General features: G+C 39.9%; 13 protein-coding genes, 1 tRNA gene and 1 pseudogene. 5 read left to right on the forward strand and 10 right to left on the reverse strand.

The window, feature by feature from the left end:
- Nucleotides 1-4: 4 nt before the first annotated feature.
- Nucleotides 5-2,521 (reverse strand): family 20 glycosylhydrolase, encoded by a 2,517-nt coding sequence (locus tag AAH582_RS00415; protein WP_343320901.1) that lies wholly within the window; start codon nucleotides 2,519-2,521, stop codon nucleotides 5-7.
- Between the two features lie 140 nt (nucleotides 2,522-2,661).
- Here AAH582_RS00415 and AAH582_RS00420 point away from each other — a divergent pair.
- A tRNA-Glu gene (locus AAH582_RS00420) sits at nucleotides 2,662-2,733 on the forward strand.
- 244 nt (nucleotides 2,734-2,977) lie between these two features.
- The gene (locus AAH582_RS00425; protein ID WP_343320902.1) at nucleotides 2,978-3,649 is read left to right on the forward strand and encodes a phage integrase SAM-like domain and Arm DNA-binding domain-containing protein; all 672 of its coding nucleotides are present in this window, start codon (nucleotides 2,978-2,980) and stop codon (nucleotides 3,647-3,649) included.
- Between the two features lie 310 nt (nucleotides 3,650-3,959).
- Here AAH582_RS00425 and AAH582_RS00430 read toward each other — a convergent pair whose 3' ends face one another.
- On the reverse strand, nucleotides 3,960-4,094 hold the full coding sequence (locus tag AAH582_RS00430; RefSeq protein ID WP_343320903.1) for a hypothetical protein: 135 nt from the start codon (nucleotides 4,092-4,094) through the stop codon (nucleotides 3,960-3,962).
- A gap of 322 nt (nucleotides 4,095-4,416) precedes the next feature.
- Between AAH582_RS00430 and AAH582_RS00435 the strand changes: the two genes are divergently transcribed.
- Nucleotides 4,417-4,842: a DUF3805 domain-containing protein gene (locus AAH582_RS00435; RefSeq protein ID WP_343320904.1), complete on the forward strand. Its 426-nt coding sequence runs from the start codon at nucleotides 4,417-4,419 to the stop codon at nucleotides 4,840-4,842.
- Nucleotides 4,843-5,151: 309 nt separating this feature from the next.
- Here the strand turns inward: AAH582_RS00435 and AAH582_RS24830 are convergent.
- The 5 genes and pseudogenes from AAH582_RS24830 to AAH582_RS00460 form a co-directional block, all read right to left on the reverse strand.
- A pseudogene (locus tag AAH582_RS24830) lies at nucleotides 5,152-6,270 on the reverse strand (IS256 family transposase).
- A 377-nt stretch (nucleotides 6,271-6,647) separates the two neighbouring features.
- Entirely contained in the window at nucleotides 6,648-7,193 is a 546-nt protein-coding gene (locus AAH582_RS00445) for a hypothetical protein (RefSeq protein WP_343320905.1), read from the reverse strand.
- 2 nt (nucleotides 7,194-7,195) lie between these two features.
- On the reverse strand, nucleotides 7,196-10,633 hold the full coding sequence (locus AAH582_RS00450) for an RHS repeat domain-containing protein (protein WP_343320906.1): 3,438 nt from the start codon (nucleotides 10,631-10,633) through the stop codon (nucleotides 7,196-7,198).
- 13 nt (nucleotides 10,634-10,646) lie between these two features.
- Nucleotides 10,647-14,780: a DUF5977 domain-containing protein gene (locus AAH582_RS00455; RefSeq protein WP_343320907.1), complete on the reverse strand. Its 4,134-nt coding sequence runs from the start codon at nucleotides 14,778-14,780 to the stop codon at nucleotides 10,647-10,649.
- 319 nt (nucleotides 14,781-15,099) lie between these two features.
- The gene (locus tag AAH582_RS00460; protein WP_343320908.1) at nucleotides 15,100-16,005 is read right to left on the reverse strand and encodes a hypothetical protein; all 906 of its coding nucleotides are present in this window, start codon (nucleotides 16,003-16,005) and stop codon (nucleotides 15,100-15,102) included.
- 1,207 nt (nucleotides 16,006-17,212) lie between these two features.
- On the opposite strand from AAH582_RS00460, the gene AAH582_RS00465 reads away from it, so the two are divergent.
- Both AAH582_RS00465 and AAH582_RS00470 read left to right on the forward strand, forming a co-directional pair.
- The gene (locus tag AAH582_RS00465) at nucleotides 17,213-18,199 is read left to right on the forward strand and encodes a phosphotransferase (RefSeq protein ID WP_046672628.1); all 987 of its coding nucleotides are present in this window, start codon (nucleotides 17,213-17,215) and stop codon (nucleotides 18,197-18,199) included.
- Between the two features lie 82 nt (nucleotides 18,200-18,281).
- Entirely contained in the window at nucleotides 18,282-18,917 is a 636-nt protein-coding gene (locus AAH582_RS00470; protein WP_046672629.1) for a carbonic anhydrase family protein, read from the forward strand.
- Nucleotides 18,918-19,122: 205 nt separating this feature from the next.
- Here AAH582_RS00470 and AAH582_RS00475 read toward each other — a convergent pair whose 3' ends face one another.
- The 3 genes from AAH582_RS00475 to AAH582_RS00485 are packed head-to-tail and all read right to left on the reverse strand — an operon-like array spanning nucleotide 19,123 to nucleotide 26,780.
- A complete protein-coding gene (locus tag AAH582_RS00475; RefSeq protein ID WP_343320909.1) occupies nucleotides 19,123-21,504 on the reverse strand; it encodes a PQQ-binding-like beta-propeller repeat protein in 2,382 nt (793 codons plus the stop codon).
- Nucleotides 21,505-21,564: 60 nt separating this feature from the next.
- On the reverse strand, nucleotides 21,565-23,370 hold the full coding sequence (locus AAH582_RS00480) for a RagB/SusD family nutrient uptake outer membrane protein (protein ID WP_046672630.1): 1,806 nt from the start codon (nucleotides 23,368-23,370) through the stop codon (nucleotides 21,565-21,567).
- A gap of 11 nt (nucleotides 23,371-23,381) precedes the next feature.
- On the reverse strand, nucleotides 23,382-26,780 hold the full coding sequence (locus AAH582_RS00485; protein ID WP_343320910.1) for a TonB-dependent receptor: 3,399 nt from the start codon (nucleotides 26,778-26,780) through the stop codon (nucleotides 23,382-23,384).
- Nucleotides 26,781-26,908: the final 128 nt, after the last annotated feature.

Genomic DNA, 26,908 nt, shown 5'->3' on the forward strand with positions numbered 1-26,908 from the left:
TGAATTAATAGCTGATCACATCACCTGATCGTCCTTTGGCATCAAATACTTTAAATAAGTATTTTTTTCCGTTCTGGAAAGGTATCGGACCGTTCACCAGTTTTGATTTTAATGTTGGGTTACTTCCGTTGTCGCTATAATAGACTTTGAAACCAGGATAATCGGTATTAATAAGGAGTTGGCTGCCCTCTTTCTTGATTCCAATTTTTGGAAGTCGATAGGTATAGCCCCCATTTGCCCTATCCAGTTTTTTCAATTCATCCTCACCTAATTTTTTGATAAAGGCGGTATACGATTTGCGATAAGTAGCTTCGTCGAAAGAATCCCCTTTTTCCCAGGCCTGTTCGGGTGCCCACGCGCGATCAGCAATCGCTATCAAACGTGGGAATATCATTTCCTCAAGACGTTGGTCAGTGGATACCTTTTCCGCCCATAAAGCACCTTTAATACCAAGAAGATTTTTCTTCCCTTCGGCTGTAAGCTGTTCTTTGTTGGTGTAAGCCTCTGGTTTAAGATCTTTTCCAGTATCATCCTTCCGTAGGTTGATGAAGAAATTTTCAGGAGAGAACGAATAAGTTCTATTCAGATTAACCGTGCCTACCCAACTGTGTCCTGGATCTGCAAAGTCACGGTCCCAAGACATATCGAGGTAGTTGTTTGCAGCACTCGTATAAACAACTTTATAACCAGCATTTGCCAATCGATAAGCGAGGTCTTCCTGTCCTTGGCCAGGGAGATTGTTCCATACATTCAAATGGATGCCGGATTTTCCCAGATCGGCATTTACAACCATGCCTTTTCCTTTATTGCGCATACCCATTTCTTCCCATCCCGACATCGTCAATCCTTTTTCTTGAACAAGGGTATTAATTTTGGCAATATACAGTGGCCATACATCGAGTACATTGGCGATATTATTCTCCTTCATAAAGGCCGACACCTTTGGCGATTTCCCCCAAACACCACTTGGCGTTTCGTCGCCTCCCAGATCGATAATTTTCAACGGAACTCCAGCTTGATCATGTATTGCTTTGATTTCATCGATCACCTTGCTCAGAAAGTGATAGGTTGAAGGTAGGGCAGGGTTCATGACATTGTCATTCCAGTTTTGTGCAGAGTTGTAAACGGACTTGTCCTCAGCATCGTCCAGCAAGAATTCCTCTGCCTTCTGTTTATCGCCAAGTTTTGAATAATGCGCAAAACGCGCACGCATTGCTTTAATCGCTGCACGCGCATGACCAGGAGTTTCTACTTCGGGTATGACATCGATATGTCTTGCCTGTGCATATTTTAAAATTTCGATATAGTCAGAAACACTGTAGAATTGATGGGTTTTGGCGGTCGCTCCAGAACCATAAGCAGACTGTATCGCTTTTCCATCTTCAAAATTAGCCGAACGATTGGCTCCGATAGCCGTTAATTCAGGTAGAGAAGGAATTTCCAATCGCCAACCTTCGTCGTCAATGAAATGGAAATGGAACTTGTTCAACTTGTAAGAAGCCATGAGATCCAATATTTTCAAAACCTCGGCTTTGCTATGGAAATTACGGGCAGCATCCAGCATAAATCCACGGTAGCCATAGCGTGGGCTATCTTCAATGTTACCGTATGGCAAAGCGATTGATTTTGTGGCTTTATTCCATTGACTGTGATTGATCAGCGATTTTAAAGATTGTATGGCATAAAATGCACCGGCTTTATCGGAAGCTTCTATTCGTATACCTTTCGCACCAATCGTCAAGTGATAGGATTCTGGCTTTAAGTTATTTGCTTTGACAATCTCGATGCCACCCTGAGGGCTAGATGAAGCCGTTAGCTTGATACCTGAATATGCTGAAAAAAAGTTTGTCAGAAAGGCCGATTCGCTCGCAAAATCCTTATCGACAAAAAGTTTTGTACCTGTCGGTAGATTGAATTTCTCGTTAGTTTTTATGATGATATTACTTGGTAAGGGAATGATATGTTGTGCTGCTGTCCCCTCTACAAGCTTGTTTTGGTCGTATTTATAAGCAAAGTAATCTGTTTTTTCAGCGTCCGACTGGGGAGCGATTTTAACAGCAGAATAATCCGAAATATTTGTTGCAAGCCCAGTTTTATTATTTTTTAGGTATAGACCAATTGGCCCATCCGTATAATTGACCAGTCCGGTTGTGATAAAATCGATGTGGACCGTATCTTGCGCATTTAATAAAAAGTTATTTTTCTTAAAGCTAACCTGAAAGAGATCCCCGTTTCGGTGGTCTATCGCAAAACGTTTGTCGACCTTATCGGGATCAATAGAGCGAATAAAATTAAACCAAAGGCTCCAGTCGTTGAGTTGAACAGCATTTTTTCCCTTGTTTTTTAAAATTAGGGTAGAAACCGGATTTTTACGGATATTCTCTCCGTCTTTGACCTTCCAGGTGAGTTGCAGTTGATCTGCGATTGCACTCGATTTCTGAGCATAGGCTTCCTGACTTAATAAAGCCAAGCCTAGTCCGGCATAGAGTAGCGGTTTTTTGATTTTTTTTAAATTAGTCATGTTGGTTACTTTTTCAATGACTTTAAATATAGCTATTCTAGAGGGTTTTATGATCTATTTCAAAAAAAATGAATAAAAAAAAGATAAAAATTTTGACACATTTATAAATATTTCTATATTTGCACACCGAAACAGAAAACGGCCCGTTCGTCTAGGGGTTAGGACGCAAGATTTTCATTCTTGAAACAGGGGTTCGATTCCCCTACGGGCTACACATCTAAAAGTCAAAACATACAAAAGCCTGCAAATGTTTAATTTGCAGGCTTTTTGTTTTTCAGTAACTACAAAACTTCTAAAAATTCCCAATAAAAAAGTGAGTCATTCAGTGAGTCATTTCATCTAGTACACTTACTCACTGGTAACGGCTTAATTAATTGAAAATCAGTGTATTCAAAAGTTAAACCTTGATCCGTTTTAGTTGCAATGCTACATTTGTTTCACTTAAATGATGTTGTCATGAGTACAAATTATTCCTTGCTCTTCTACTTGAAGAAACCAAAAAATTATGTTAGTGGCCCCAAGCCAATCTACATGCGGATTACAGTCGACGGCCTACCAAAGGAGACTTCGGTTGGACGTGAATGTGAGCCATCAAAATGGAATTCCAAAGCCAATCGGGTAAAAGGTACCACCGAAACTGTCAAAACCCTGAACAGTTACCTTGATACACTTGTAAGTAAAGTAAGTACTATCCATACGGCTATGATAGCGGCAGGAGAAGAAATTACGGCAGAATCCATCAAACTTAGGTGTCAGGGAAAAGATATCAAACGAAAGCAACTCCTTGATGTATTTAGGGAACATAATATGCAGATGGAAGCATTGTTGGGAATTGGATTCAAACCCAATACGCTCCAAGGTTATGAGACCTCTTTATTACATATTTGTGGATATCTTGAAAAAGAATACAGGTCGCTGGATATTGATACAAGAAAGATCGGCCATGCATTTGTCAGCGGGTATGAATTCTTTCTGCGAGCTATGATGGGATGTTCAGCAGTATCGGCAGCGAAATACATGAAGCACCTGCGCAAGATCATCAAGATCTGTATTGCGCACAGATGGATAACGGAGGATCCAATTGCATTCTACAAGATCAAGGCGAAAGCTAAAGAGAAGAGTTTCTGAAAATGCTGAACTGCGGAGAATAGTAAAAGTTGTTCAAGATACCAAGGTCTGCCCATGTGCGTGATATCTTCGTATTTTTGCTGTTACACAGGATTGTCCTATGCAGATGTGAAGAAACAAAAATGGGCCGATATTGCAGGGGCGTGAACGGAAAGCTCTGGATCTTCTCAAGCAGAGAGAAAACTGAAACTTCGTCAAATATTCCACTATTGTCCAAGCCACATGAAATTATTGAACGGTATCGTGACTAGCCAGCATGTGTGTCAAAGGATATGGTGCTTCCTGCGCTGAGTAATCAGAAAATGAACAGTTATCTTAAGGAAATAGCTGACTTGTGTGAGATTGCCCAAGAACTGACCTTCCACAAATCACGCCATACTTTCGCTACCTCCGTCACACTTGCCAATAGTGTTCCGATAGAAACAGTCTCCAAAAGCTCGGCCATACTTAATATCAGAACCACACAGCATTCAGCGAAATTATTGGACAATAGGGTCGCCGTAGATATGGACAGGTTAGAAAGAAAAATTGGGAATAAACGGGTGCCTGCAAATCAAGCTAAAATCGCTGAGTTATGTACTCCACAGGCATTTACTTCTATAATGGTATGTCATAGAGGAAGAAACACAGTACCATAAAAAAAGTCCTAAAAAAGAGCCAATTTGCCATAATCAAGAGCTAATAACGATCTTTTTCGAACTTTGAGATTGGAGACAGAAATAATTTTATTTATCTTAAATTATCAATTCGAATATAATTTACGATATATGAAATATAATCAGTTTGTTTCTAATCAAGGATGGATAAAGTTTAGTTATCCTATTAATTTGATTTATGTCGAAGAGGAAGAGGGGACGTATCTTTTCTATACTGAACAAACAGGAAGCTTTAGAATCACGCCATTAGAAATAGAATCTAATAGTTTTAATAGCGAAGAGTATTTGGTAGACCTATGCGAAGAGAATGGTGGAAGTGTCTTGAGAAATGATGTTGGGCACAAATATCTCTATTATATCTCCTCATCGGAAAATAATGGTGATGCTTTAACAATTTTTAATTGGATTTTCGCGGATTACAATAAAATAATCTATTGTAGTTATACTATTGATACTGTTAGCATTGCTTCACCGGAGATCGTTGAAGAGCTGAAAGAAATTAATCGTATAATAGCAACCTTAAAAATAGAGAAATAGCAAAATGTGTATAAACAAAACCTATATCTTAATCTTACGTGAGAAATGTCTATGAAATAGAGCAGTAACTGTTGATTGATAAATGAGACTATTTTCGAGGCCATTAAATATAGGTCTTGGTACACATTCTAGGACTGCCTGTTCGAAAATTTTAAGAAAAATAGATTTTTTCTGTCGGATCCTCCAGTCATATTTTGACGAAGAGATTGAGACGTAATAAATGTCAATTAATAATTATGTACTGGGAGTATAACTCAAAACGTGTCATAGGATTAAACTTTAAAAAGCACATTCTAATTTGAGCCTTTTCTAAAATCTAAAATAAAGTTGGGATATGATCAAGCCCCAGTTATGTATTGGCATCGTCTTTTTTTGCGATATACTTTATGATTAGATACATCATTTTATTAGCGTCTGATCGGAGATGAAAGCTCCGTTGGACTTAATGATTTTTTATATCTGACCGAGCATTCTTTCGATCGGATTGGTGGTGTATATTTCCTTGCGAACTTGATCCTCGTACTCGAAATAAGTAGAGAGATTACAATTAGTCCAGTTATCCCCCCAGGATTTGACAGAAGGGAGTCTTTCTTACCCCATTTTCCTTCGAATGACAGCAGGTTCACATATCTCATTTATTCGTTCACTGCTTATAGGCTAGCTTTAGGCTCTCTATTACTAGCATGTTATAATTTTCGCTTGTATAATGCACACTTGTTCTGATCTGGTGAACAATACATAGCTGGATCTTTGTTTTTGGAAAAATAACTTCTATAGCCTCGGGATACTCTTTTTGATCATTTATACAAGTAACAAGGATGTCTTCAACACCACGCTGTTTAAGGTCGGTAAGCACCGAAAGCCAGAAGTTTGGGCCTCTCGTTTTCTGGACGATAAAGGCCGATCGGATCTATCTATCGTCCATACCGACTCCCAATATGTTATAGATAGCCCTTGATTCACCAGTTCCAGTCCAGAAATACAAAGGGATTAACAGCTTTCAGGGGCCTACTACTCCATTCATTTACTGCTGGGAGAACACTTTCGGTAATACGAGATTTTTCAGTAGTAGAGATCTTCATACCATAAATTTCGCGGATAAACTCACTTAATGCAGGTGTACTCAATCCTTTGGCATATATGTTCAGCACGTGTCTCTCAAGCTGTTCAGTGACGATTAATAATCTTTTAGGTACTACTTTAGGTTCTAAAGTTCTCGATCTATCCTAGCCTGCCTCCAGCTCACAAGTTCTGGTATTGGAACCTCGGACTCTCTTTTTTTTGCCCTGTTATTTCGCCGGTTGTTATTGCCCGGAGCTTTCTCATCGTTAAAGTGGTATTCCAGTTCTCCATCCAGCAGATGCTTCATTAACGGCGTTAGAACGCCATTATTGGAGACAAATTTTTACTTTCGTAAAGACCTTATATGGCTTCAGCCTTGAAGCGTTTAAAACGACGAAGCCCGCTTGAATTCCTTAAAAGTAAACACTAACGAAAAATCGAGTCTTTTTCTTTCATAATTGTGTTATTTAAATAATTGAAAATAAATAATCTTATTGAATATTCCATTGATACAATTTACATTACAGACTCCATTTACAGATATTTCTATTAATTATAGTCTCCGAATACTTTTTCTTAAGTTTTTCAAGGAGCGTACATGGAAGGACTTACCCATCTATAAATCAAAACAAGGATTTCGGTTAAGTTTCTAATAACTGGAATCCCTATTAGAATAAGTTACATAATGATTTAGGTTGATGCCGATGTTTCAACAGATATCTCCATTTTTGGAGATTACGTAATCATAATGTTATCTTATTTTGTTCTAAAAAATCTTTATCAATCAATAGTTCTAAGCCTATATAATGTTTTTTTGTACCGATTTTTATTCTTTTACTCCTTTTCCTAATATAATCTACAATAAACTTATAATATACGATCAGTTCTTCCGTTGCTTTAAACTCTTCATAGCTATCTACATGAATAAATTTGCTGTATATATCTATTTCGGAACTCTTATGTTTAACGGCTGCATCGTCGGAAAATCCACGATAAAAGAATAAATCTATATAGGGACCTCCTTTACGTTGAATTATAAAGTACTTATTGCCTTCTTTTATATATTCATTTTCTGCTACTTTTAACCTTTCAAATTGGAATGAATCACTAACTAAAAAAAAATGAATTGTTTGATATCTTAAAATTGAATCAAATTCTTCATATTTTTCTATATATTGATAATTTGAATCCCCAAATAGCAAATCAGGAATTAATTTACCTTGAATTGAAATGAGAAATTCAAATAATTTTTGAATTTCATGGTTATTGAAATAAAATTTTAAATTCATATCTATTTACCCCCCACTTTATGTGTTTCATGTTCTATTCCTAAACGGTCATACTCTGCTTCTCTCTTTTTATTCCTTTTACTTTCAGGTCTTCGCTCTGCTTCGTATACTTTTGTTGTTTTTTCTGTCTTAGGATCTACGACTTGTACGTCAGGTCTCCTATTTGAGCCTTCTGATTTGATCTTTTTTTCAGTAACAACCTGTTTGTCAGGATGTTCAGATTTTGCTTTTTTAGCCAATTCCTGTACTTTCTCCTGATGATCAGGTTTTCCTTTAGCACCATTAGGATTCGGAGCCTTTTTTTCTGTTTTTCCTTGGCTAAGAACAATACGGCTTGGTTTTGCAGCTCTACTTTCAGTATAATTCTCATAGACTGCGACCAAGCTCCCAACGAGGAGTCCGCCTCCAGCTATTGCTCCACCGAGTACCCAGCCTACTGGCGCACCGACAATTGTTGCAGTTCCTCCCCCGGCAACGGCCCCACCCACGGCTAAAGATCCTCCGATAATACCAGCAGCCAATGTTCCTCCCGCAGCTCCCCCCACAATCACCCCTGCAGCCACTCTTTGTTGTTTCTTAGTAGGAGGATCAAACGGCCCTCTTCCATCTGGATCAATAAATCTGATAGGGTTGTCAAAAGCATAATTATAGGGAGAGTGCCTACGCATTTGGTCTGCTAAGGGATCAACCACATTCCATCTGCCAATTTCTGCATCATAGAATCTTGCCCCGTAGTCCATCTGGTCGAGTCCAAGCTCTACCTGTTTCTCCTTTCCATTATATTTGTACAGGTTGGAATTGTTCAATGCGTTCCCTTGGTTCATTTCCATACCAAAAGGATAGTAATCCTGAATCTGCTTCACCGAGCCATTATTGTCGACTACTGCCCGTGTATTCCCCAGATGGTCTTTTAGGAAATATTCATAAATAAAAGAGCTACCATTTGGAAGTATACGCCCTTCCTCTGTCTGGATAAACTCAATGGTCCCATTCTTATACTGAATGCCATCAATATATTGGGTCACAGCATTTCTTAGCTTTTTTGTTAGTTTCTGTCCTGTAGCATCATAGCTATAGTACAAAGTATCGGTTCCCTTGATAAGCTTTTTGGGTAAATTTAAATAATTGTATTCAATTTTTGTGATCCCTAAGCGGAGATTTGACACCGCACTACCGTTACCATCATAGACAAAAGTATTGTTCCGTGCCGCACTGCCGCCGTCGGCGATACTTAATAACTGGTTCCCGGAATAGCTGTACTTAAAATCATTATACCATGTACTGCTACTACCATTACGTCTGCGGAGGCTGTCAATATTTCCCAAGTCATCATATACCAGCTCTTCATCGTAGAAATTCTTTTTATTTGCGGGAGAAGTTGCTGCTGCATTTTTATAACTCCCTTTAATCAAGCGATCAAGTTTGTCGTAGGTATAAGTATAAGTCTGGACAGGCTGCATTGTAGCTGACTTGGTGTTCCAAGTCATGGATCCAATATTGCCGTTATAACTATCCGCCTTATCACCATATGTCAGCGCTAGACCAAATATTCGCTTTGATGTGACATTTGACGGATTGTTAATTGATTTGGTCCAACCACGTTCGTTATAGCCGTAAACAATTTCCTGTACAGCCCCGGTTGTGGAATTATGGAAATTCTTCTGTTTCAACTGACCGATTTCATTATAGGATTGTTTGTTCTGGGAGATTTCGGCAAGGGTATTCATCTTTTTCTTGGTCTCAATCAATCTACCGACGTGGTCGTACTCATTTGTTGTTAGTATCGTCGTTGCTGAAGGATTGGACGCAATGCGATGTACCCGTTCACTCGTTTTCAACTCTCCGCTAAATAAGTAAGTATTGGTCTCCACGTCCGTACCCGCAAGCTGATTCTGGGCTGCGCTACGAATTATCTGCCCATAATCATCATAATAATAAATAGTCAATAGAGGCGCTTGTCCGTCGTCCAGAGCGACTCGGCTAGCAGTAAGTAGTCCCTTGGTTCTGTCACTCTTAACAATTCCGCCCGCTCCAAGCCCAGTGAGATTATTATCCTTAAATGTATAGTTATCATAGAAATTCGTGATAAGGATTTTTCGCCCCGCATTACCTGGAAAACTGCGATTGCTATATTCTGTGCTATCCGTCCGCTCTTCAAAATAATAAGCTACATTTTTATATTTATAATTGTCTATGGTATCCTGCGCGGCTTTACGTGTTGTGATATTGGTATTTATATATATGCCTGATTCAATGATATTTCCGAAGGCATCATATTTATTATAAGTCCACTCGTTTTTAGGACGTTGAACTGAATCCTGCTTCATCACCAATTGATCGCTCACATTGTAGACCAGCCATTCCCAGCCTTTTCCTGGAATCTTTCTTTCTACTACTCTGCCGCGGTCATCATAATGATATGCATAGATGTAATTCTTGAATGGAAGGTCTCCTTCAGTGAATTTGGACACCGAAACAGCCGGAGGCATTACGTAAACGAGGCTACCTAAATCATCATACAGATAGTATGTATCCAATGCGGCTGTATTACTTTTCCAAACACGCTTCAATACAATACGGTCTTCAAAATCCTTATATTCATCCGCAGTTCCAGCTTTCCCGCTGACCCAGTTTTCGTCTTTTACCGTGGTCCTGTAAAGCCGTCCCTTAGTAAAGCTTCCAGAACTCGTTGCGCCGATGGGTTTACCTGCAGTATTATAATCTATTTTCCAGAGTTTCACGGGTTCGCTGTCAACATTGCTGCCATAGTCCGTACGGACTGTATGCCCGGTTCCTGTGGCATCCGGCTGCCAGATGGCGCCCGCATCTCCTTTTTCTTTCACCCGGTTCAACGCACTGTTTTCAAATATTGTCACCGCATAAGGATTGGGTGTTTTTACTGCGGATGTATCCCAGCTTCCTGCTGCTTTATAAAAGGCTAGTTGGTTTGTTTTGGCTGCGGTTTTGAATGCTCCGTTGCCACTGAATTGCTCGGCATAGGGAAGGTATCTAACACTTTCTCTTCCCGTCGCGTCATATTCGATATGCTGTACGATATCTTTATAACTGGGGCTGGCCATCAGCTGAATAGATTGATAACCACGTCCAAGCCCGTCAAAATAGTCAATGCTCTGATTTTCTTCACCTATATTGCGTACAACGTTGAAGGCCGCAGGTGTGACACCGGATTTACGGAAGGTTCTTGTCAGGACATAGTTCTGATCTTTACTGGGCTGGCTCACCAGCTGAGGAAAAGATGCAATGGACAGGATAACATTACTGCCAATTGGAATATGAAAGCCATTAGTCAAGGTAATACTTCTCAACGCCTGGATAATACTCTGGTTATTGTAAGCACTAAGTGTTGTATCGTTTTTGAGTGCTTGCGAGTGTAGGAACGAACCCATCAAAACAAATAGCAATGTTAAATATCGTTTCATTATTATTGGGTTTTTACAGATCATTAACATTAATTTTTAAACTATACGTCATTCCCTGGACTAAACTGACCGAAATAGAAGTACTGGTCTGACCCGAAGGAACAGTTCCGATATTACTGCCATTTAATGTGATCTGAACAGGAAATGGAATCGAAGTTGGTGTAGTAAATTTAAGTATGTAGTTTCCCGTTGCGATCGATTCATTTATAGTGCCGGAGTTGGTCGAAGGAAATGTGTAGCTACTTCCTGAACTCTTTCCTGAGGGGACGAACTCTACGGTTACTGGATTAAAATTATTGATGCTCGAATAGCGCTGAAAGTTTACCGAAACAAAAGTTTTGCAGGTACCAATGTTATTAGCCCTGACTTGTCCATTGGCGTTGATCTCTGCCGTCGCTTTTTGGTCTGCATCTGCTTGAGAAATAAGTGACAGGTAGGATCCTGCAGGTACGGAATAAGCAATTACTTCTCCCTGTTGCCCACTTGGACAATCATTTTTAGTAAAATTCTGGCTCATGGCTACGTTTTTATAATATGTAGTACTTGCCTTGATATAAAAAGGAGCACCAATGTAATAATTACCCAACAAAGCTTCCCCCCCCGCTTGAAGGTCTACGAGTTTGAGATTTTGTCCATTAATATCAAAAAGTGCATTTGTTCCGGGAGTTCCAAATTTCAATGTATAATTTCCAACGGGCAGGGCCAGTGTGGCATTGATTCCCGGGTTTTGAAAACGGTACGAGAAATTGTCCGTGCTTACAAAGACCAATGAGCCCTGAACCTGATGAGTATCGAGACCGATATTTGTGGAGCTGACTATAACTTTGCACCCTCCTGTTCCATTAGCATATTTCTGTCCATTCGCATTGATATCGTCTTGAGCCTGTTTATCTGCTTCAAGTTGGCTCACAAAGGAATAGTAAGCTCCGGAATCAACGGTGTATGTGATCTGGTCGCCAACTTGTCCTGTGGGACATGATACTGTAAATACCTGTGATTTTTTTGTACTACGATACATTTTACTAGCTGATTTATTGCTATATACGTATTCAAAGGACTTTTTTATATGTCCATTGAGCTCTTTGATATGCTTCAAGCGGCCGAATGAGTCATAATCATAAAAAGTACTTTCTCCCGAAGGTTCAGTTTCGCTGCTCATACCTATTTCTGGTTTATAAGTATAGGTCCAGAGCTGACTAGTTGTTGCTTTCAACTTATTTCTTAAACTAAGTAATGCTGAACTCAGAGCTGACTCACTCAGGCTCGGACTGTTGCTTACAGTCCAGCCATTGGCCATAAGAGTTAATGCAGCGTTATAATTTGTGCCGTTGCTCAGGATCTTGGCGATTGGATAGTTAAACTGATAACCCCAAAGATAGGTTTCCACTACATTATTGGGATATTTTATTTCTGCTATTTCAGCATTCGGTGTATATACATTGACTGTATAGTCGGTGATCCAAGGGCCATTTTTAATTTTATGTTCCACAGAGGATGGTAATAGAAGTGTTTTATCTGTTACAGGAGTAAAAGATCCATAATTGGTACGTGTTTGTTTAGCGAGCACATTTCCGACTATTGTACTGTCTACTACAACCGTACTGACCATATTTCTGGCAACCATGGCCTGATAGATATTTTGTCCCTGAAAATCCGTTGGATAAAGATAAGATTCTCTAGTAGCCTTGCCATCTGAACCGTTTCGGGTAACGTTTTTCAGTTGATGCGTAGCCCCATCATTATAACGGTAATCTAAGCTTGTAACAATAGAATCACCAGCTATAACACCATACTCTACGGTACTCTTTGACTTTAGATAGGAATGATAAGTATATATATCATAAGCAGACATTTTTCTACTTTCAAAATAGTTGGATAGGTCGGTAAATATACCGTAGTTATCAGGTTGCCCAAAGAACTCGAACTGATAATCGACGGCTCTCATACCGGTATTGGCAGTAACAGTCTTACCGCGGTATTCATAAGTTTCTTTTTTTAGTAATTTTTTCTTATCGTCAAAGTAGCGAATCCTGAGAGGTTGTCCTCGCTCATGTTCCAGGGAACCAAATTTCAGCTGATTCATTAGAATGACTTTGTCTGCGCCGTTCTTGACCAGTGTATTGCTCTTGATTATGTTGGCCGGTTTATCACCAAAACCATTATCTTGATTGGTAAAAGTATATTCCGTTAAACTTCCTGTGTCATCTTTCTCGTATACTCTGGTGTATGTAATGTGATTTCCATTAGTGGAGTTATCAATCAGTATAGGATTTACGCGAAACTTAAAGTACTCAAATTCGGAGCTATCAGTTGCTTTTTCAAAATAGACAGGTTCACCCGAAAGTACACCACTGGATAGCGTATCTCCCGCAATAAGATCGTTCACATAGAAATACTCCCGGGTTAATACTTTAAGACTGTCTCTGGGATAGGAAATGACTTTTCTTATCCGTAATCCGCTGGCATTCTTATTAATTTGATTTTTTGTTATCCCAAAAAGGGCATTAGTCCAATCGGGATCAACAAATTTCGAATAAGAATTTTGCTCATATACGAGCATATCTGTTCCTTTAGTCGGATAAGAAATCATATTCAGATATCCCTTGCTGCTAATGGACAAGGTATTTGGATCCTTATATTTTGGAAATAACGTGTTTAGTTGTGCAAAAGTGTAATATCCGTTATCGTCTGGTCGCACCGAACTAAAAAAGTTTTTCCCATTATAAAAACCCTGATGGTCCGTCTCCATTGTGCCATAGGCTGGAAGCTTGGTATCCGTATATCCGAAACTATATTGCTTTAAATCTTGGTTATTATTACCGTATATGTTGAGTCCGGTCAAAAAGAGCCGGGTTGTTGGATTCTCAAGATAAGAGGGAACATTCTTCTGCAAACGTTCGTTTGACAATAAGGATTTCACCACCATGGAATCTAGTTTATACCAGTGTTTCTTCGTGGGGTAGGTATTAACGATGTCACTACCGTGAGGACCATATTTATCCATATATGGCTTCCATAATCTCATACCTTCAGGGGAGTTGGGTGTGGGAAATGTGTAGTCAAGATCATTTGAAAGACTCTGGTAAAAATTGATTTCAATTTCGTCCGTTTTGATTTTGGCAAGATATACCTGTAGGTTTTTAACAATGCTATTGGCTTCTCTTGAATACTTTTGTTCATATCCTGCTACTTTAGTATTCCCGCTTGCATAGGCAGCATAATATTTTAAAATGGCTCGCTGATCGCTTGTATATTGAAAGTCAATGATTTGTCCTGTATTTGGTAGGATTATCTTTGTCAGATGCCAAGAATTTGCTACGAGATCTTCGTTAGCGGAGGTTGCTGAGGGATCAGGGGTAGCCGAAAATTCAATTGAATTGGGCTGCATTCCAAATATATATTGATATCCTTGATCATCTGTTAATTTGAATCCGTAGATTATCCGCTTAACCTCTGGATTTATTACCTGATTAAATTCGGAATATAATTTCTCGGTTACTTTGTAATTGCTTATGATACTATCAACGACCTGTATATCAATATTCCTGTTTGATGTCACCTGCCACTTTCCGAGATGGTTCTTATAAAAGCTACCGTTCAAGCCATTTACGCTAAAGGAAAATCGATCAGGCGAAGGGAAAGCACGTTCTTTATAAGGTCCCCCTGGAAATGCCTGTCGTATACCGGCTTCAAGAGTATCCAAAAATGTCGATGTATACCAATTTGGTCGGTTCAATACGCTATAATCGTCATAATAAGAGGCTCGAGTGAACAACGATTGGTTGCTCAGGTACTCATCAACGCCCCCATTAACACTTCTGTTAATCACCCCACCGTTTACAAGAGACCATCCAAGTCCCATAATACCAGGATGCTCGTTTGGTTTGACCAGATCCGTATTATAACTGAGTTTTATAGGAAAACTGTAACCACCAACTTTAATTGTATAGAGATCGATATTAATTTCAGGTTTGCCTGTGAACAGATCGATGGATTTTAAACCGTAAGTTCCCAAGGCTGCCGCTTGGGGGCTTTTGGAAATTACTTTAGGGACGATTGACGTACCCTTATTGATCACTTGTCCTTTGACAGAGAGACCTAATCCCATCAGCCAGATAGAAGCAAGTAAGAGAATATTGTTTTTCATTCGTGTTTAATTGTAACAGTAATGCATATGATCGCTTATGTGGTTCGGATAGCCGACTTAATTCTTTATCGAATCGAACGCTAGGTCAATATTTGTTCATAAGCGGTAGGATAGTTTATTTTAACAATCAAAGTTTAGTTAACGACTTTTCTTTGACTGCTCATTCAGAACGGTAGCTAAGGACGTCTCTGACTTTTCAAGACGTTCAATCACTTGCTTTAATATTTTATCCTTTTCTATAAAGTGTAGGGTTAGCTCTTCTATTTTCTTCAATAGTACTTTATTCATTTCTCCTAATGAAATACCATTTGCTTCTACTTCACTTGCTTTTGGGACATCCGGTAAATGTCCGTTTTTTTTGGATAAATCTTTCAGTTTCAGCCAATGTGGGAAGTTTATAATCTTCTTCAAATACATAGTCAGCCCAGCCAGCAGTTTCTACCTTAATTTCCTGACTACGGATCTTGCCATTAACCACCAGATCGTAATCCCCCGGTATCTGTGTCTTGATACCGACTTTTCCTGAAAAGTAAAAATCACCAGCACCAACCGGATTGTCTAAAAGGGAACTGATGGTAGGCTCATTACCATTGACCTCTTCCAATCTAGGCCCATAGAAATATTGGCGGTCACCTGTATTTGTGTCATAAAATAGATAGGAGCGGTGATAGGTAGTTGTCGCAGTAGGAGCGAATTTATAGTCAGTTGTCGAAAGAACTTTTTTCCCTGTTACACCATCATAAATTCCACCTGAACTTACAGTTGATGGATCATTGGAACCGTGCACATATCCTACCAATAGATACCAACGATCCAGTTCTGGAAGATTACCATACCAAAAGTAAGGGTTATTATTAGCCACTCCCGCGAGTGAATTAACTGCTCCGCCACAACCCAAATAAGTAGTTCCAGTTTTAGAATTTGTTTTCTTTATCCATGCTGTGTAACGATAGGTTTTCTGATGATTGATAGAAATGTTGGTCGAATTCCATCCTCCATCTCCGCTCTGGTCTCCACTCGGTGTTCCTTTCCAGACAATTACTTGTTGGCCTTGCGGACCAATTCCCCATTCACGTTCGTTTTCAGTCGCCAGACCATTAGCGGAAAAACCAGTAATGCCGCCAGTACCGGCTACCCATTCATTGAGGTTTAATAAATTTTGTGCATTGCTTTTTATAGCAACAGCACTAAGAAAGAACAGAAGTCCCGCTTGAAGCTTGTTCATGATCAAGTTAATTGGTTAGATAAAATCGAATTTAAAAATGTAGGGACGGCAATAAAATCAAATATTTGTTACTTTTCTCGGCTAGATTTGTAGGATATATGCTAAAGCTTAAATATACGATTTTAAATAATATTTATCCAAAATATTATTTAAAATTTATAGAAAAATTATTTTTAAATAACCACTCATTTTTAAAATATCATATTTTTCAACTGTTTCTTTGTTATTGATTTTTACGTGTAAACCACGTATCCATACTATTTGTAGAGAGCTTTTTTCTTATTATTTCAACCTAGATTCAAATCGGTTATTTTTATACGAAATTTAAAGAACATCATACATATGGTGGAGATGATATAGCTTGTTTTGCTACAGATTATAGACCACTATTGTTTGGACTTCAAAATGAAATTGTTGGATATATAAACACGGGCAAAAACTATATTAAATTAATTTCTAATTCTGAAATAACATATTTTGCACATAATGGACTTGGATGAGTTGGATTTTTAAAAAATGGAAGAAGAATATCGAGGACGCTATAACTGACTGAAAATAAGTTGAATGTAGTTATATTAAAATTTAATATTGTGGAAAAACCCGTGAATAATGAAATGATATTTCATTAGTTCGTGTATCAAAATCCTAACAAGCCAAAATTTAGATTTGCTTCTTCAGGAAGGACATTTGAATCCAACTATAGCTTTTCTCCAAACAATTATTTAAAGAAAGTTGTTTCTTTTCCGAAAAAAGCAACGAAACGGAAAAATAAATTATTGATAATTTGTTATTTACAAACTAAGTACTTGCAGCTAAAATGTATATCAAACCAGTGAGTTATTCGATGAGTAGGGAAATGGAAGGTTTGTAAAATATTGATAAATAGATTGATGCAAGTAGGGTTCGATTCCCCTACGGGCTACAGATCGAAAGATTAAAATTTAAAAAAGCTTGCAATTCATATTGCAAGCTTTTTTTGTCTTAGTATCTACAAAACCAATAGGAACTTTCAAGAAACGAAGTGGGCCATAAACAAAAGTTGTAGGGGAATACAGGATTCGCTTAAAGCCTTGATTCGATTAATAATTCCAGAAATAACTAAAATAAAAAAGAGCCTAAAAGAATTGAAAAAGGGAAATGACCGGGGCTCGTATGTACTCGAAAAAACAACCTTCATCAACGAAATCATAAATTTAACGAAAAAAAAATGACAACATTTCCTGTTATAGCATCTACTCTTTCTGCCAAACAATTAGGCGATTTTGTGATAAATAGATATGGCCTAGACGACAAATACCAATGTTCCTTATTCAGAACAGGAATGAATCACACGTATTTTCTTTCCAACACCGAAACGAAATACGTTTTGCGCGTTTATAGTCATAATTGGCGGTCAAAATCCGAAATTATTGAAGAACTTGAACTTTTGAAATCATTGAAGAAGAATAATTTAAGTGTTTCTTTTCCAATTGAAGATAAAGATGGAGGGTTCATTCAAGAAATAAATGCGCCTGAAGGAATCAGATACGTTGTACTTTTTTCCTTTGCTCAAGGGGAGAAAATTCGATTTATGGACATCGAAACGTGTTTTAGGATAGGTTCTCTAATGGCAAATATCCACAACTATACCGAAAACAAGAATATTAACCGTGTGTCTTACAATAAGAAGTCTCTTATAGAACTACCTTATGCGTATTTACAACAATTCTTTTCAGACAAGTTGCCAGAAATGGAATTCATCGAGGGGTTTGGCAGAAATTTTCAAAATTCAGATTTTGATAATACAAAAACCGGAATTATACATATGGATATCTGGTATGATAATATGGCCGTTACAGACGAGCATGAGATTACCATTTTTGACTTTGACTTTTGTGGAAATGGATGGCAAATTTTAGACGTTGGATATTTCTGCAAACAGCTGTTTTTCATAGAATCAGATAAAGAGCAGTATGAATTAAAAATCCAAAGTTTCCTGCGTGGATACCAAAGTAATAGACCTTTATCTGAAAAAGAGCTCAGGTTAATACCAAAAGCAGGCGCTGCTATTTTTGTTTTTTATCTTGGAGTACAGGCACAGAGATTTGATTGGTCCAACATATTTTTGACAGAAAATTATCTTAAAATGTTTGTCGGAAGAATTAAAGCTTGGATGGATTATTACACAAACAACGAAGTCACTGGGGCTATGTAAGCTATTACACGTATTTTGTCTTGTTGGTAATATAAATGTAACGTATTAATTTTACCTTTAATATTCCAAATAATATAATTTTATGAAGGCACATACGTACGAAACACAATCAACAATTACACCACAGAAGGCACTGGACTTTTTGAAAGAAGGAAACCAGCGTTTTGTTAATAACCTGAAAGCTAACCGCGATCTACTCGAACAGGTGAACGCTACGCGTGAAGGGCAGTGGCCATTTGCGGTAGTGCTAAGCTGCATCGATAGCCGCACCTCAGCGGAGCTTATATTTGATCAGGGATTGGGTGATATCTTCAGCATCCGGATTGCCGGAAATTTTGTCAATCAGGATATTTTGGGTTCGATGGAGTTTGGTTGCAATGTAGCTGGTTCTAAGCTTGTTGTCGTTTTGGGGCATACCAAATGTGGGGCATTAAAAGGAGGATTGGATGCTGCGCAGATCGAGGGCATGGGAATGGACAACCTAAATCATTTGATTAATCATTTTGATCCGATCATCAATGAAGTGATCGAGCAGGGGGAAGAACGTTCTTCTAAAAATAGTGTGCTGCTTGAAAAGCTAAATCAACAGAACATTAAACATGCGATCCGTGACATTCGCAGACAGAGTTCAACGCTCCGTAAACTTGAAGAAGAGGGTAAAATTAAGATTGTCGGAGCGAACTATGACGTTGAAACTGGTAGCGTAAGTTGGTTGTAAGTTGTAGAAACTGACGCACATGTTTTGTCGGTTATAAAAGACTGGGAACCGTAGCTGACTTTAGGTAAGATGAGGTACAGAGCTGTCCTACGATTTGTTAATCTCGAGCAGAAATGGAATGTGCATTCGCTTGTAAAAATAGAAAAAGTAAGCGTGGATCTAACTTAAATGAAAGTTAGATCCGCGCTTGTTTTATTTAGAGCTACTAGAGTTTAAAGCACGAAACATTTCCGGCGAAATCAGCCACATAAATCAAATTGCCATCCACTGTGATGTCCGAAAATATAGGGGCACCCAGGTTGAATTTTGATAAGAGTTTGCCCGCTTTATTAAGGACATAGACATAGCCGTCTGAAGCACCAAACACTAACTTGTCTTTGACTTCAATAACTGCCGATTCAACTGTGCCGACCAGCTTACGGTTATCAGGACTACTGTATGCCGAAGAATAGACAAGCGCTTCTCCAGTGGGAAAATGCCACTTCTCTTCCAAAGTCTGCAGATCATACGCCTTGATTCCGTTGGTGGAAGTTGGCATAACCAAAAGGTTGTCACCGATTTTTGGTGCGGTCATTACCTTAAAATCGTCGGTTTTAATGCTCTTTTGTACGATTTCTCCTGTTTTTAGATCGATCTTAAAGATGCCATTGAGGCCGGTCGTATAGATGTAATCATTTTGAGCGGTTACCCCACCAGTTCTAAAACGTAAACCATCTTCCTGACGCTTCCAAAGGAGCTTTCCGGTATGGATATCATAAGCACAGAGTGCATTCCAGTTGTATCCAGCTAAAAGAACCTGACCGACAACCGATAGCTCTGCCGGAGTAGCTTCTCCCCCTGAAGGTTCTACACCTTCCCATAACGGTTTACCCGTATGGATGTCAATCGCAGACATGCGTTTTCCTAGTCCGGTATAATAAATGTCCTTGTCAAGAGCGGCACCAGAAACAAAGGTCGGGAGACTTGGAGCCGAAGGTTTCTTTGTCCAGAGGACTTTGCCTGTATTTGCATCAATGGCATAAACATTGGTTTCAACATCCGTAGCCAATAATATGCCGTCGCTGAAACGCAATCTATGCTTAATAGAATTTATCGTTGGCAGAGACCACAATACTTTCCCGCTACGTTTATCCAGGGCTTTGATCGCGTGATTGGTTCCTAAACCATCATCCATTGTGGCTATAAAAAGTTTGTCGCCAACAACCAATGGACTTGTCTTCCAGATATTTCCATTGACTGATGTGGACCACTGTAGTTTGATCTTATCATTTTCTGCTGGCGCGAGACTAAACTTTTCTTTCTTTAAAGTCTGTTCGCCATTCTCGTAGCGAACGGTGATAAGTGCATCGTATTGTCCCTTTTGATTTTGTTTTTTGAAAGGGACATTTGCTTGCCATGTCCAATCTCCTGCGGCTTTCAACGGAACCGAGCTTATGCGATTTCCGGTATCATGCGCGTATACCGTGAGGTCTACACCCTGTATTTGTCGCTCACTATCGTAGGCGTTGACCAGTATAGGCAGTGTTTGGTCTGCATTTAACGGCTGATTGAGCACGGGCAGAACCAACTGGATGTGGTCACGTAAGTTTGTGTAGATCGGCTTGATATTCTTGATTCCTTGTTTGTCAATATCGACGACAACAAACTGTGCGGCAGAATTATCAATACCACCTTTGTTGGGGGCATTGGAACAAACGACATAGACACCATTTTGTTTGAAGACAAAATTGTTGTGCCAGTGTCCATAGAACCAGGCTTTAAGGTTATATTGTTTTAAATCAATCTGTTCTTTTTCTCCTTTAAGTACAAAGTCAGGACCTACAAAGAAGTCATGGTTTATAAAGATCAACGGCTTGGATTTATCCATGGCAGCTAGATCTTTTTTGAGCCAGGCGATGATCTGATCAGCAGTGTAGCTAGGTTTATAATCTCCATTTGGCATTGGCGTAACGACGAAGTGAGCGGGCCCTGCATCAAATGAGTAATAGGTCGGGCCAAAAAGATCTTCAAATAGCTTCTCGCCATATTCACCTTTGACAAGGTCATGATTTCCGACCGTATAATAAGTCGGTCTGCCCATGAGTTCACTGTTCACCTGCTTGGCATGAAAAAGCATGCCTGGCTCATAGCAGATATCTCCGGTATGCATGATCAGACTTGCACGCTGTTGTTTGGCGTAGTTTCTGACATTATCAATCCAAGGTCCGTATAAAGGTGTTTCTGTATCGGTGATTTGGATAAACCGTAGAAAATCGTTTTGTTGAACCGCATCTTTAACTAAAGCGAAGTCCAGATTTTTGACATCCGCACGCAATGGAATGTAATGTGTTTTGGTTGCCTTGTAGCCACTCGGGACAGTGACAGACAAAAAGCGGGCGTTGGGATTATGGGGCAGCGTATACGTTCCGTCGCTATTGCTTTTTACCACGTCATAGCCATCGGATACTGTGATTCCACCGAGCAGGTTTTCGTTCTGTTCGAACAGGTTATTCGCATTCTGATCTTCATAAACCCGACCGACGCGTTGTTGGGCAAAAAGGGCAGGAATTGGAAGAAGACAGCAGGCAAGTAATTGGAATAATTTCATGTTGTTTAAATAAAAAAGCTAGCTCCGGTTTCAGAGCTAGCAAAAAGTGAAGGTTATTAACTATTTATCCCATCCAAAAACTTGTTTTAGATTAGGATTCAATGTTATTTGTCCCAATGGGATTGGTTTGTAATAGTATTTTGGCGAGACAAATGACCGCTTATTTTTTTGGTCAACAGTCATCATAATATATCCCGAAGTACCATTGCTGAGGTAAAATGCGCCCCCATCGAGGTAATATTTTACGAGTTTGGTTTTTACAGCATCTGGTAACTGGTCGATTGGACCTGTTGCTTTCTCATTTTCAAGAATGGCAATATCCGGATTTCCATCACCGGTAACGTCCATGGCACCTAATGCAGGTACGTAGATTCCATGCGGCGCAACCGCCAGTAGGTCGCCAGTTTTCCAACGGAGCACATCGTTGAAACGGAAACCTTCACAGGCAAGCTCGACACGGCGCTCACGACGGATTTCTAACAAGGCTCCTTTATTGGCTCCTTGAGCGTTTGGATAGCGCGCCGCAAGAACAGGATCTACCTGTGCATTGGCTGTTGCTAACTGTAACGCTGGTACACCGACTCGCCCACGTAAAACATTCACGGTTGCATCCAAATCAGCTTGTGTAAGCGTGCCCAATTCGGCTTTAGCTTCGGCATTGATAAGCAATACTTCAGCATAACGCATAATAGGAAGATCGGTGTAGTTTGCTACCCAGCCACCGCGAAGTGCAGGATCTCTAGGGTAGAATTTAATCTGTAGATATCCGCCAAAACTAGGTTTTATTAAATAAGGCGTAGGATTATTCGGATCCGTTTTAAATCCGGCAGGCATAATGGTTTCAGCCAGGCGAGGATCCCTGTTCTGAAATATTTGCGTAAAGGTTTTCGTTTTGTAATCCGGAGTTGATGTAAAGGATTTCCCGTCAGCTGTTAGAAATTCTTCCATTAATTCTCCGCTTAACGCCCATTGCCAGTCCAATACCGTGTGTGAATTGTTTGCTATACCCAGTGAACGGTCATTCTTTTGGATAAAAATCGCTTCTGTATTCGACGATAGATTGTTGCTGCTGAACAATGTTCTAAAGTCAACTTCTTTGGCGCCGGTGTTATGAATTTTGTATTTCCCAGAATTGATAACTTCTTGAGAGGCTGAAGCTGCTCTTTTTAAGAACTCATCTGCCGTAGCTTGTAAATTCAACTCCTCGTGGTATTTACGGAATGTTCCTTCGTGCAAGGCAATGCGAGCTAACAGTGTTAATGCAGCGCCTTGTGTTACACGTTCTTTGAAATTACCGGCCACTTTATCTTCTCTGATATGGGCTGCGGCAAATTCAAGATCCTCCATCATATGTTTAACAACAACCTCGCGCGAATCCTGGTCCTTGTACATCGCTTCGTCCTCAGCACCCAAAGCCGTGTCATACCAAGGAACATTGTTGTAATCGCGCACTAAATTAAAGTAGATGTAGGCACGAAAGAAACGGGCGATGCCAACATAATGGTCTATTTGTGCCTGATCGCCGGTTACAGTACCAAGGTGATCCATCATATAGTTGATGCGGCGTAAATTTTTCCATTCATCGGACCAACCAGATGCGTTACCTTGTGTTAGCGTACCACGGAGCATATTGTTGGTTGAGCTGCTTCCTGTGAATCCACCGATATTATCTGAGAAGATGTCGTCATATGATGCGCCCATAAATCGATAAAAGCCATTGGTATAGGTTTTGAGATCTTCAGGCGTTTTAAAGAAATTTTGATCTGTCACAGCAGTCTTGTTGCTACGATCCAAAAAGTCTTTATTACAGCTTATTGTCAGTAGTGACAAAGACAATGCTAGTGTAGTATAGTGAAATATTTTCATGAATATGCGTATTAAAACTTAACATTTAATCCAAATGCATACGTGCGTTGGAAAGGATATACTCGAGTGCTTCCTAAAGCTTCTGGGTCTATGCTTACTTTAAGCCCTGAGCGTTCAAATAGATTTTCACCACTTACATAGAAGCGCACGGCCTGTAAGCCAATTCTTTTCGTGAAATTCTGCGAAAGGCTATAGCCGAAAGTGATGTTTTTTACCCTTAAATAGGCTGCGTTCTGCAAGTAACGTGTATTCGGCATGCCGAGCTCTTCTCCGGTATCTTCTGCACTGTACGATTTTATCCGTGGAAAGTACCCATCTCTGTTATCTGGAGTCCAGTGGTCTAAGTTTTGCTTGGTCACATTCGTCCAGGGTTGTGCATAAATTCCCCAGAAATAGATTTGGCTGCCCGGTGGATACCAGTCTCTTTTTCCGACACCTTGAAGAAATACACGTAGGTCAAAACCTTTCCATGACCCTGATAGGTCAAAGCTATATGGATATTGAACTTCAGAGTTACCTAGAATTTTGAGGTCACCATGGTCAGCAAGCGTTTGTTTTCCTTTGGTGATCTTTCCGTCAGGTCCTCCATCTGGCCCTCCAGCGATATCCTTGAACTTAATGTCTCCAACATAGAATTTATATTGTTGATCGTCCGTTCCTACGTCGGTTTGGTTCAGTTTAGCTAGCTCATCCTCATTTTGGAAGAAACCATCTGCTTGAAGACCCCATATCTCACCGATGCGCTGTCCGGCATAATGTTGCCTGATATCGCCCGTTGGGTTATCAAATTTGGTAATGGTAGCTTTGCTGTTTGCCAGTGTAAATGTGGCGTTGTAATGGAATGGCGATCCAGCTAGGTCGAACTTATCTTTCCAGCTAATGCGTAAATCCCAACCATTTGTCTTCATGTCGGCCGCATTGAAGTTCGGCGCGTCAGCTCCAAAAGCCCCGGGAAGCGTTCTTCCTGGGATCAGCATTCCCTCGTTGGTACGTTTGTAAATATCAAATGTCGTATTCAGACGGTTGTTGAGTACAGTAAGGTCAATACCGCCGTTGATTGTTGAAATACGTTCCCAGGTTAAGGACTTGGCCACGACTAATGGTGGATTAAGGGAGATCGGACGATTGCCTTCAATAACGCGAGGAATACCATTATCGACTGCCATAGATGGCAAATAAGGATAACTTAGCGGATTCATATTATTATCATAGACAGTCTGGTTGCCCAATTGTCCATAAGAACCCCGAAGTTTTAAGAAGTTGATCGCAGATTTGAGCGGGCTAAAGAACTGCTCTTCAGAAAGTACCCATCCCGCAGATACCGATGGGAAAAATCCCCAGCGGTCACCCTTTGGAAAGCGTGAAGAACCGTCCAGGCGGCCATTTGATTCAATGAGGTAGCGCCCTTTATAATCATAGTTTAGACGATAAAATATACCTTGCAGTGCATAATCGTCGATACTATGGGTAACGGTTGTCGCTCCACTACCTAAACCGATGGATGGTATATCAGCAGAATAAAGGCCATTTTTAAGCGCGTAATTCTTTTCGGTATTCCGATATTCTTGGTTATAACCGACTAGGGCGCTGACATGGTGGTCATTAAACTGTTGTGTATATTGTGTATACACGTTGATTACATCATATCGGGTGTTTTCCTGCTGTTTGTATGCGGAAGGTACAGTTCCACCAGCATATTGAGGCGTAGCATTCGGCCCCGTCTTGTACTGTACAGGACGATTATAACCATCGATTACACCGAAAGAACGACGGAAAGTAACATCTGCATTGGCTGTCCATATGTTTTTGATCAGATCTGCTTTGGCATTGAATGTCGTTTGGAACTCGTTGATGTTTTCTTTTCTTCGTCCTCCTTCTTGTAATAGTCCTAATAAACTAGCCCCTGATTGGGTCCAGCTACCGTCCGGATTTTTAGGAACATCCAAAGACGGGGTGCGGTTCACATTCCAGAAGAAATCTCCGCTCATAAAAACAGGCGCTTCATATTGTCGGCTTGTTAATATCGTATTATTTCCGAAGTTCAACCAAGGAGTGACTTGCATATCCATTTTGTTGCGGACATTATAACGGTTAAGTTTGTCATTCCCATATTTTAGGGCCCCGTCGAGCTTATAGTATTCACCGGAAAATAAGTAGCTTAATTTGTCCGTTCTTTTACCCAAGCTCAAGTTAAGCGTATTGGTTGGAGCCAATTTTTTATAGGCTTCCTTCATCCAGTCAGTTTGACCATAGTACGCCCATTTCTCTGGGTTTGTAGGGTCTAGGATCGTGTTCGGTAAACTCGGGTCCTGCTGAAGCTTTTTCGCATATTCACGTACGGCATCCGGATATAAATCATATAATGGGTAAGCTGCATCGTGTTTATATTGCATCACGGTAAGCGGATCTGTGACAATTTCAGGCAATTTACCTGTGGTGCGCCATTGGGTGCTCATCCCTACATTCACTTGAAGTTTTTCGGACTTTGCAGATTTGGTTGTTACAAGAACTACACCGAATGCGCCACGGGCGCCATAGATAGCAGCTGAGGCCGCATCTTTTAACACCGATACATTTTCAAAATCATTTGGATTGAGTCTTGCGAGCTCATCACCGGTAACAGGAATGTTGTCTACTAATATAAGCGGCTCTCCGCCATTGATTGAAGTAATACCCCGAATATTGAATTTTGCACTTTGCGAAGGGTTACCACTGGCATTGGTGATGTTCAAGTTGGGGATCAATCCCTGCAAGGCAGCACCTAAATTGGTAACTGGTCGATTTTCAATTTCTTTGGCAGAAATCTGATCAACAGCGCCCGTTAAATTGATTTTTCGTTGTGTACCATAACCAACGACCACCACCTCATCCAATTGTGATGTGCTCGTTTGTAAAGTGACATTCAATGTGCGTTGGTTCCCCACCGGTATACGCTCGGTTGTGTAGCCCATATACTGAAATGTCAGCACCGCTTTCTCGGGTATACGGAGCGAAAAGTGTCCGTTGGCATCTGTTTTTGTAGATAATGCAGAATTTCCTTCCACAGATACCGTTACACCGGCAAGTACTGATTGTGCATCGCGAACTGTACCTGTAATTTCGATATCTGTACGTTGTTTTTCGGAAATTACGATGGTGTTGTTGAGAATCTGAAAGCTTAGATTCTGTCCTTTCAGTGCTTTGGAGAGCACTTGCGAAATGGAAGCGTGATTTGCATCCACACTGATAGGCTGCAGATTATTCAGCAGTTTTTCATCATAAAAAAATCGCAAGTCGGTTTGCTTAGAAATTTCTTGTAAGACTTTTTCAACCTTTACTTTTTTTAAGGAGAGATTGACTGTTTGTGCAGTTCCCGAAGCATGTGCTCCCAAAGCAAGGGAAAGCAAAGAAAGAGTGCTTAACTTTATCATACATAAAGTTTTAAAGGCTGGAGGCACCCGGAATTCCCGTGTTTTCTCCTGCCTTTTCATTGGAGAAAAAAAATTCATAAATTAGAATGATTTTTGAGGTTTTAAATTTCTGTTGGTAATCAGTAAAA

It is taken from the genome of Sphingobacterium multivorum (genome assembly GCF_039511225.1).
Classification (GTDB): domain Bacteria; phylum Bacteroidota; class Bacteroidia; order Sphingobacteriales; family Sphingobacteriaceae; genus Sphingobacterium.

Excerpts from the sequence above, each read along its gene's own strand:
- AAH582_RS00415 (WP_343320901.1), bottom strand. The coding sequence starts at position 2,521 with ATGACTAATTTAAAAAAAATCAAAAAACCGCTACTCTATGCCGGACTA.
- AAH582_RS00425 (WP_343320902.1), top strand. The coding sequence starts at position 2,978 with ATGAGTACAAATTATTCCTTGCTCTTCTACTTGAAGAAACCAAAAAAT.
- AAH582_RS00430 (WP_343320903.1), bottom strand. The coding sequence starts at position 4,094 with ATGGCCGAGCTTTTGGAGACTGTTTCTATCGGAACACTATTGGCAAGT.
- AAH582_RS00435 (WP_343320904.1), top strand. The coding sequence starts at position 4,417 with ATGAAATATAATCAGTTTGTTTCTAATCAAGGATGGATAAAGTTTAGT.
- AAH582_RS00445 (WP_343320905.1), bottom strand. The coding sequence starts at position 7,193 with ATGAATTTAAAATTTTATTTCAATAACCATGAAATTCAAAAATTATTT.
- AAH582_RS00450 (WP_343320906.1), bottom strand. The coding sequence starts at position 10,633 with ATGAAACGATATTTAACATTGCTATTTGTTTTGATGGGTTCGTTCCTA.
- AAH582_RS00455 (WP_343320907.1), bottom strand. The coding sequence starts at position 14,780 with ATGAAAAACAATATTCTCTTACTTGCTTCTATCTGGCTGATGGGATTA.
- AAH582_RS00460 (WP_343320908.1), bottom strand. The coding sequence starts at position 16,005 with ATGAACAAGCTTCAAGCGGGACTTCTGTTCTTTCTTAGTGCTGTTGCT.
- AAH582_RS00465 (WP_046672628.1), top strand. The coding sequence starts at position 17,213 with ATGACAACATTTCCTGTTATAGCATCTACTCTTTCTGCCAAACAATTA.
- AAH582_RS00470 (WP_046672629.1), top strand. The coding sequence starts at position 18,282 with ATGAAGGCACATACGTACGAAACACAATCAACAATTACACCACAGAAG.
- AAH582_RS00475 (WP_343320909.1), bottom strand. The coding sequence starts at position 21,504 with ATGAAATTATTCCAATTACTTGCCTGCTGTCTTCTTCCAATTCCTGCC.
- AAH582_RS00480 (WP_046672630.1), bottom strand. The coding sequence starts at position 23,370 with ATGAAAATATTTCACTATACTACACTAGCATTGTCTTTGTCACTACTG.
- AAH582_RS00485 (WP_343320910.1), bottom strand. The coding sequence starts at position 26,780 with ATGATAAAGTTAAGCACTCTTTCTTTGCTTTCCCTTGCTTTGGGAGCA.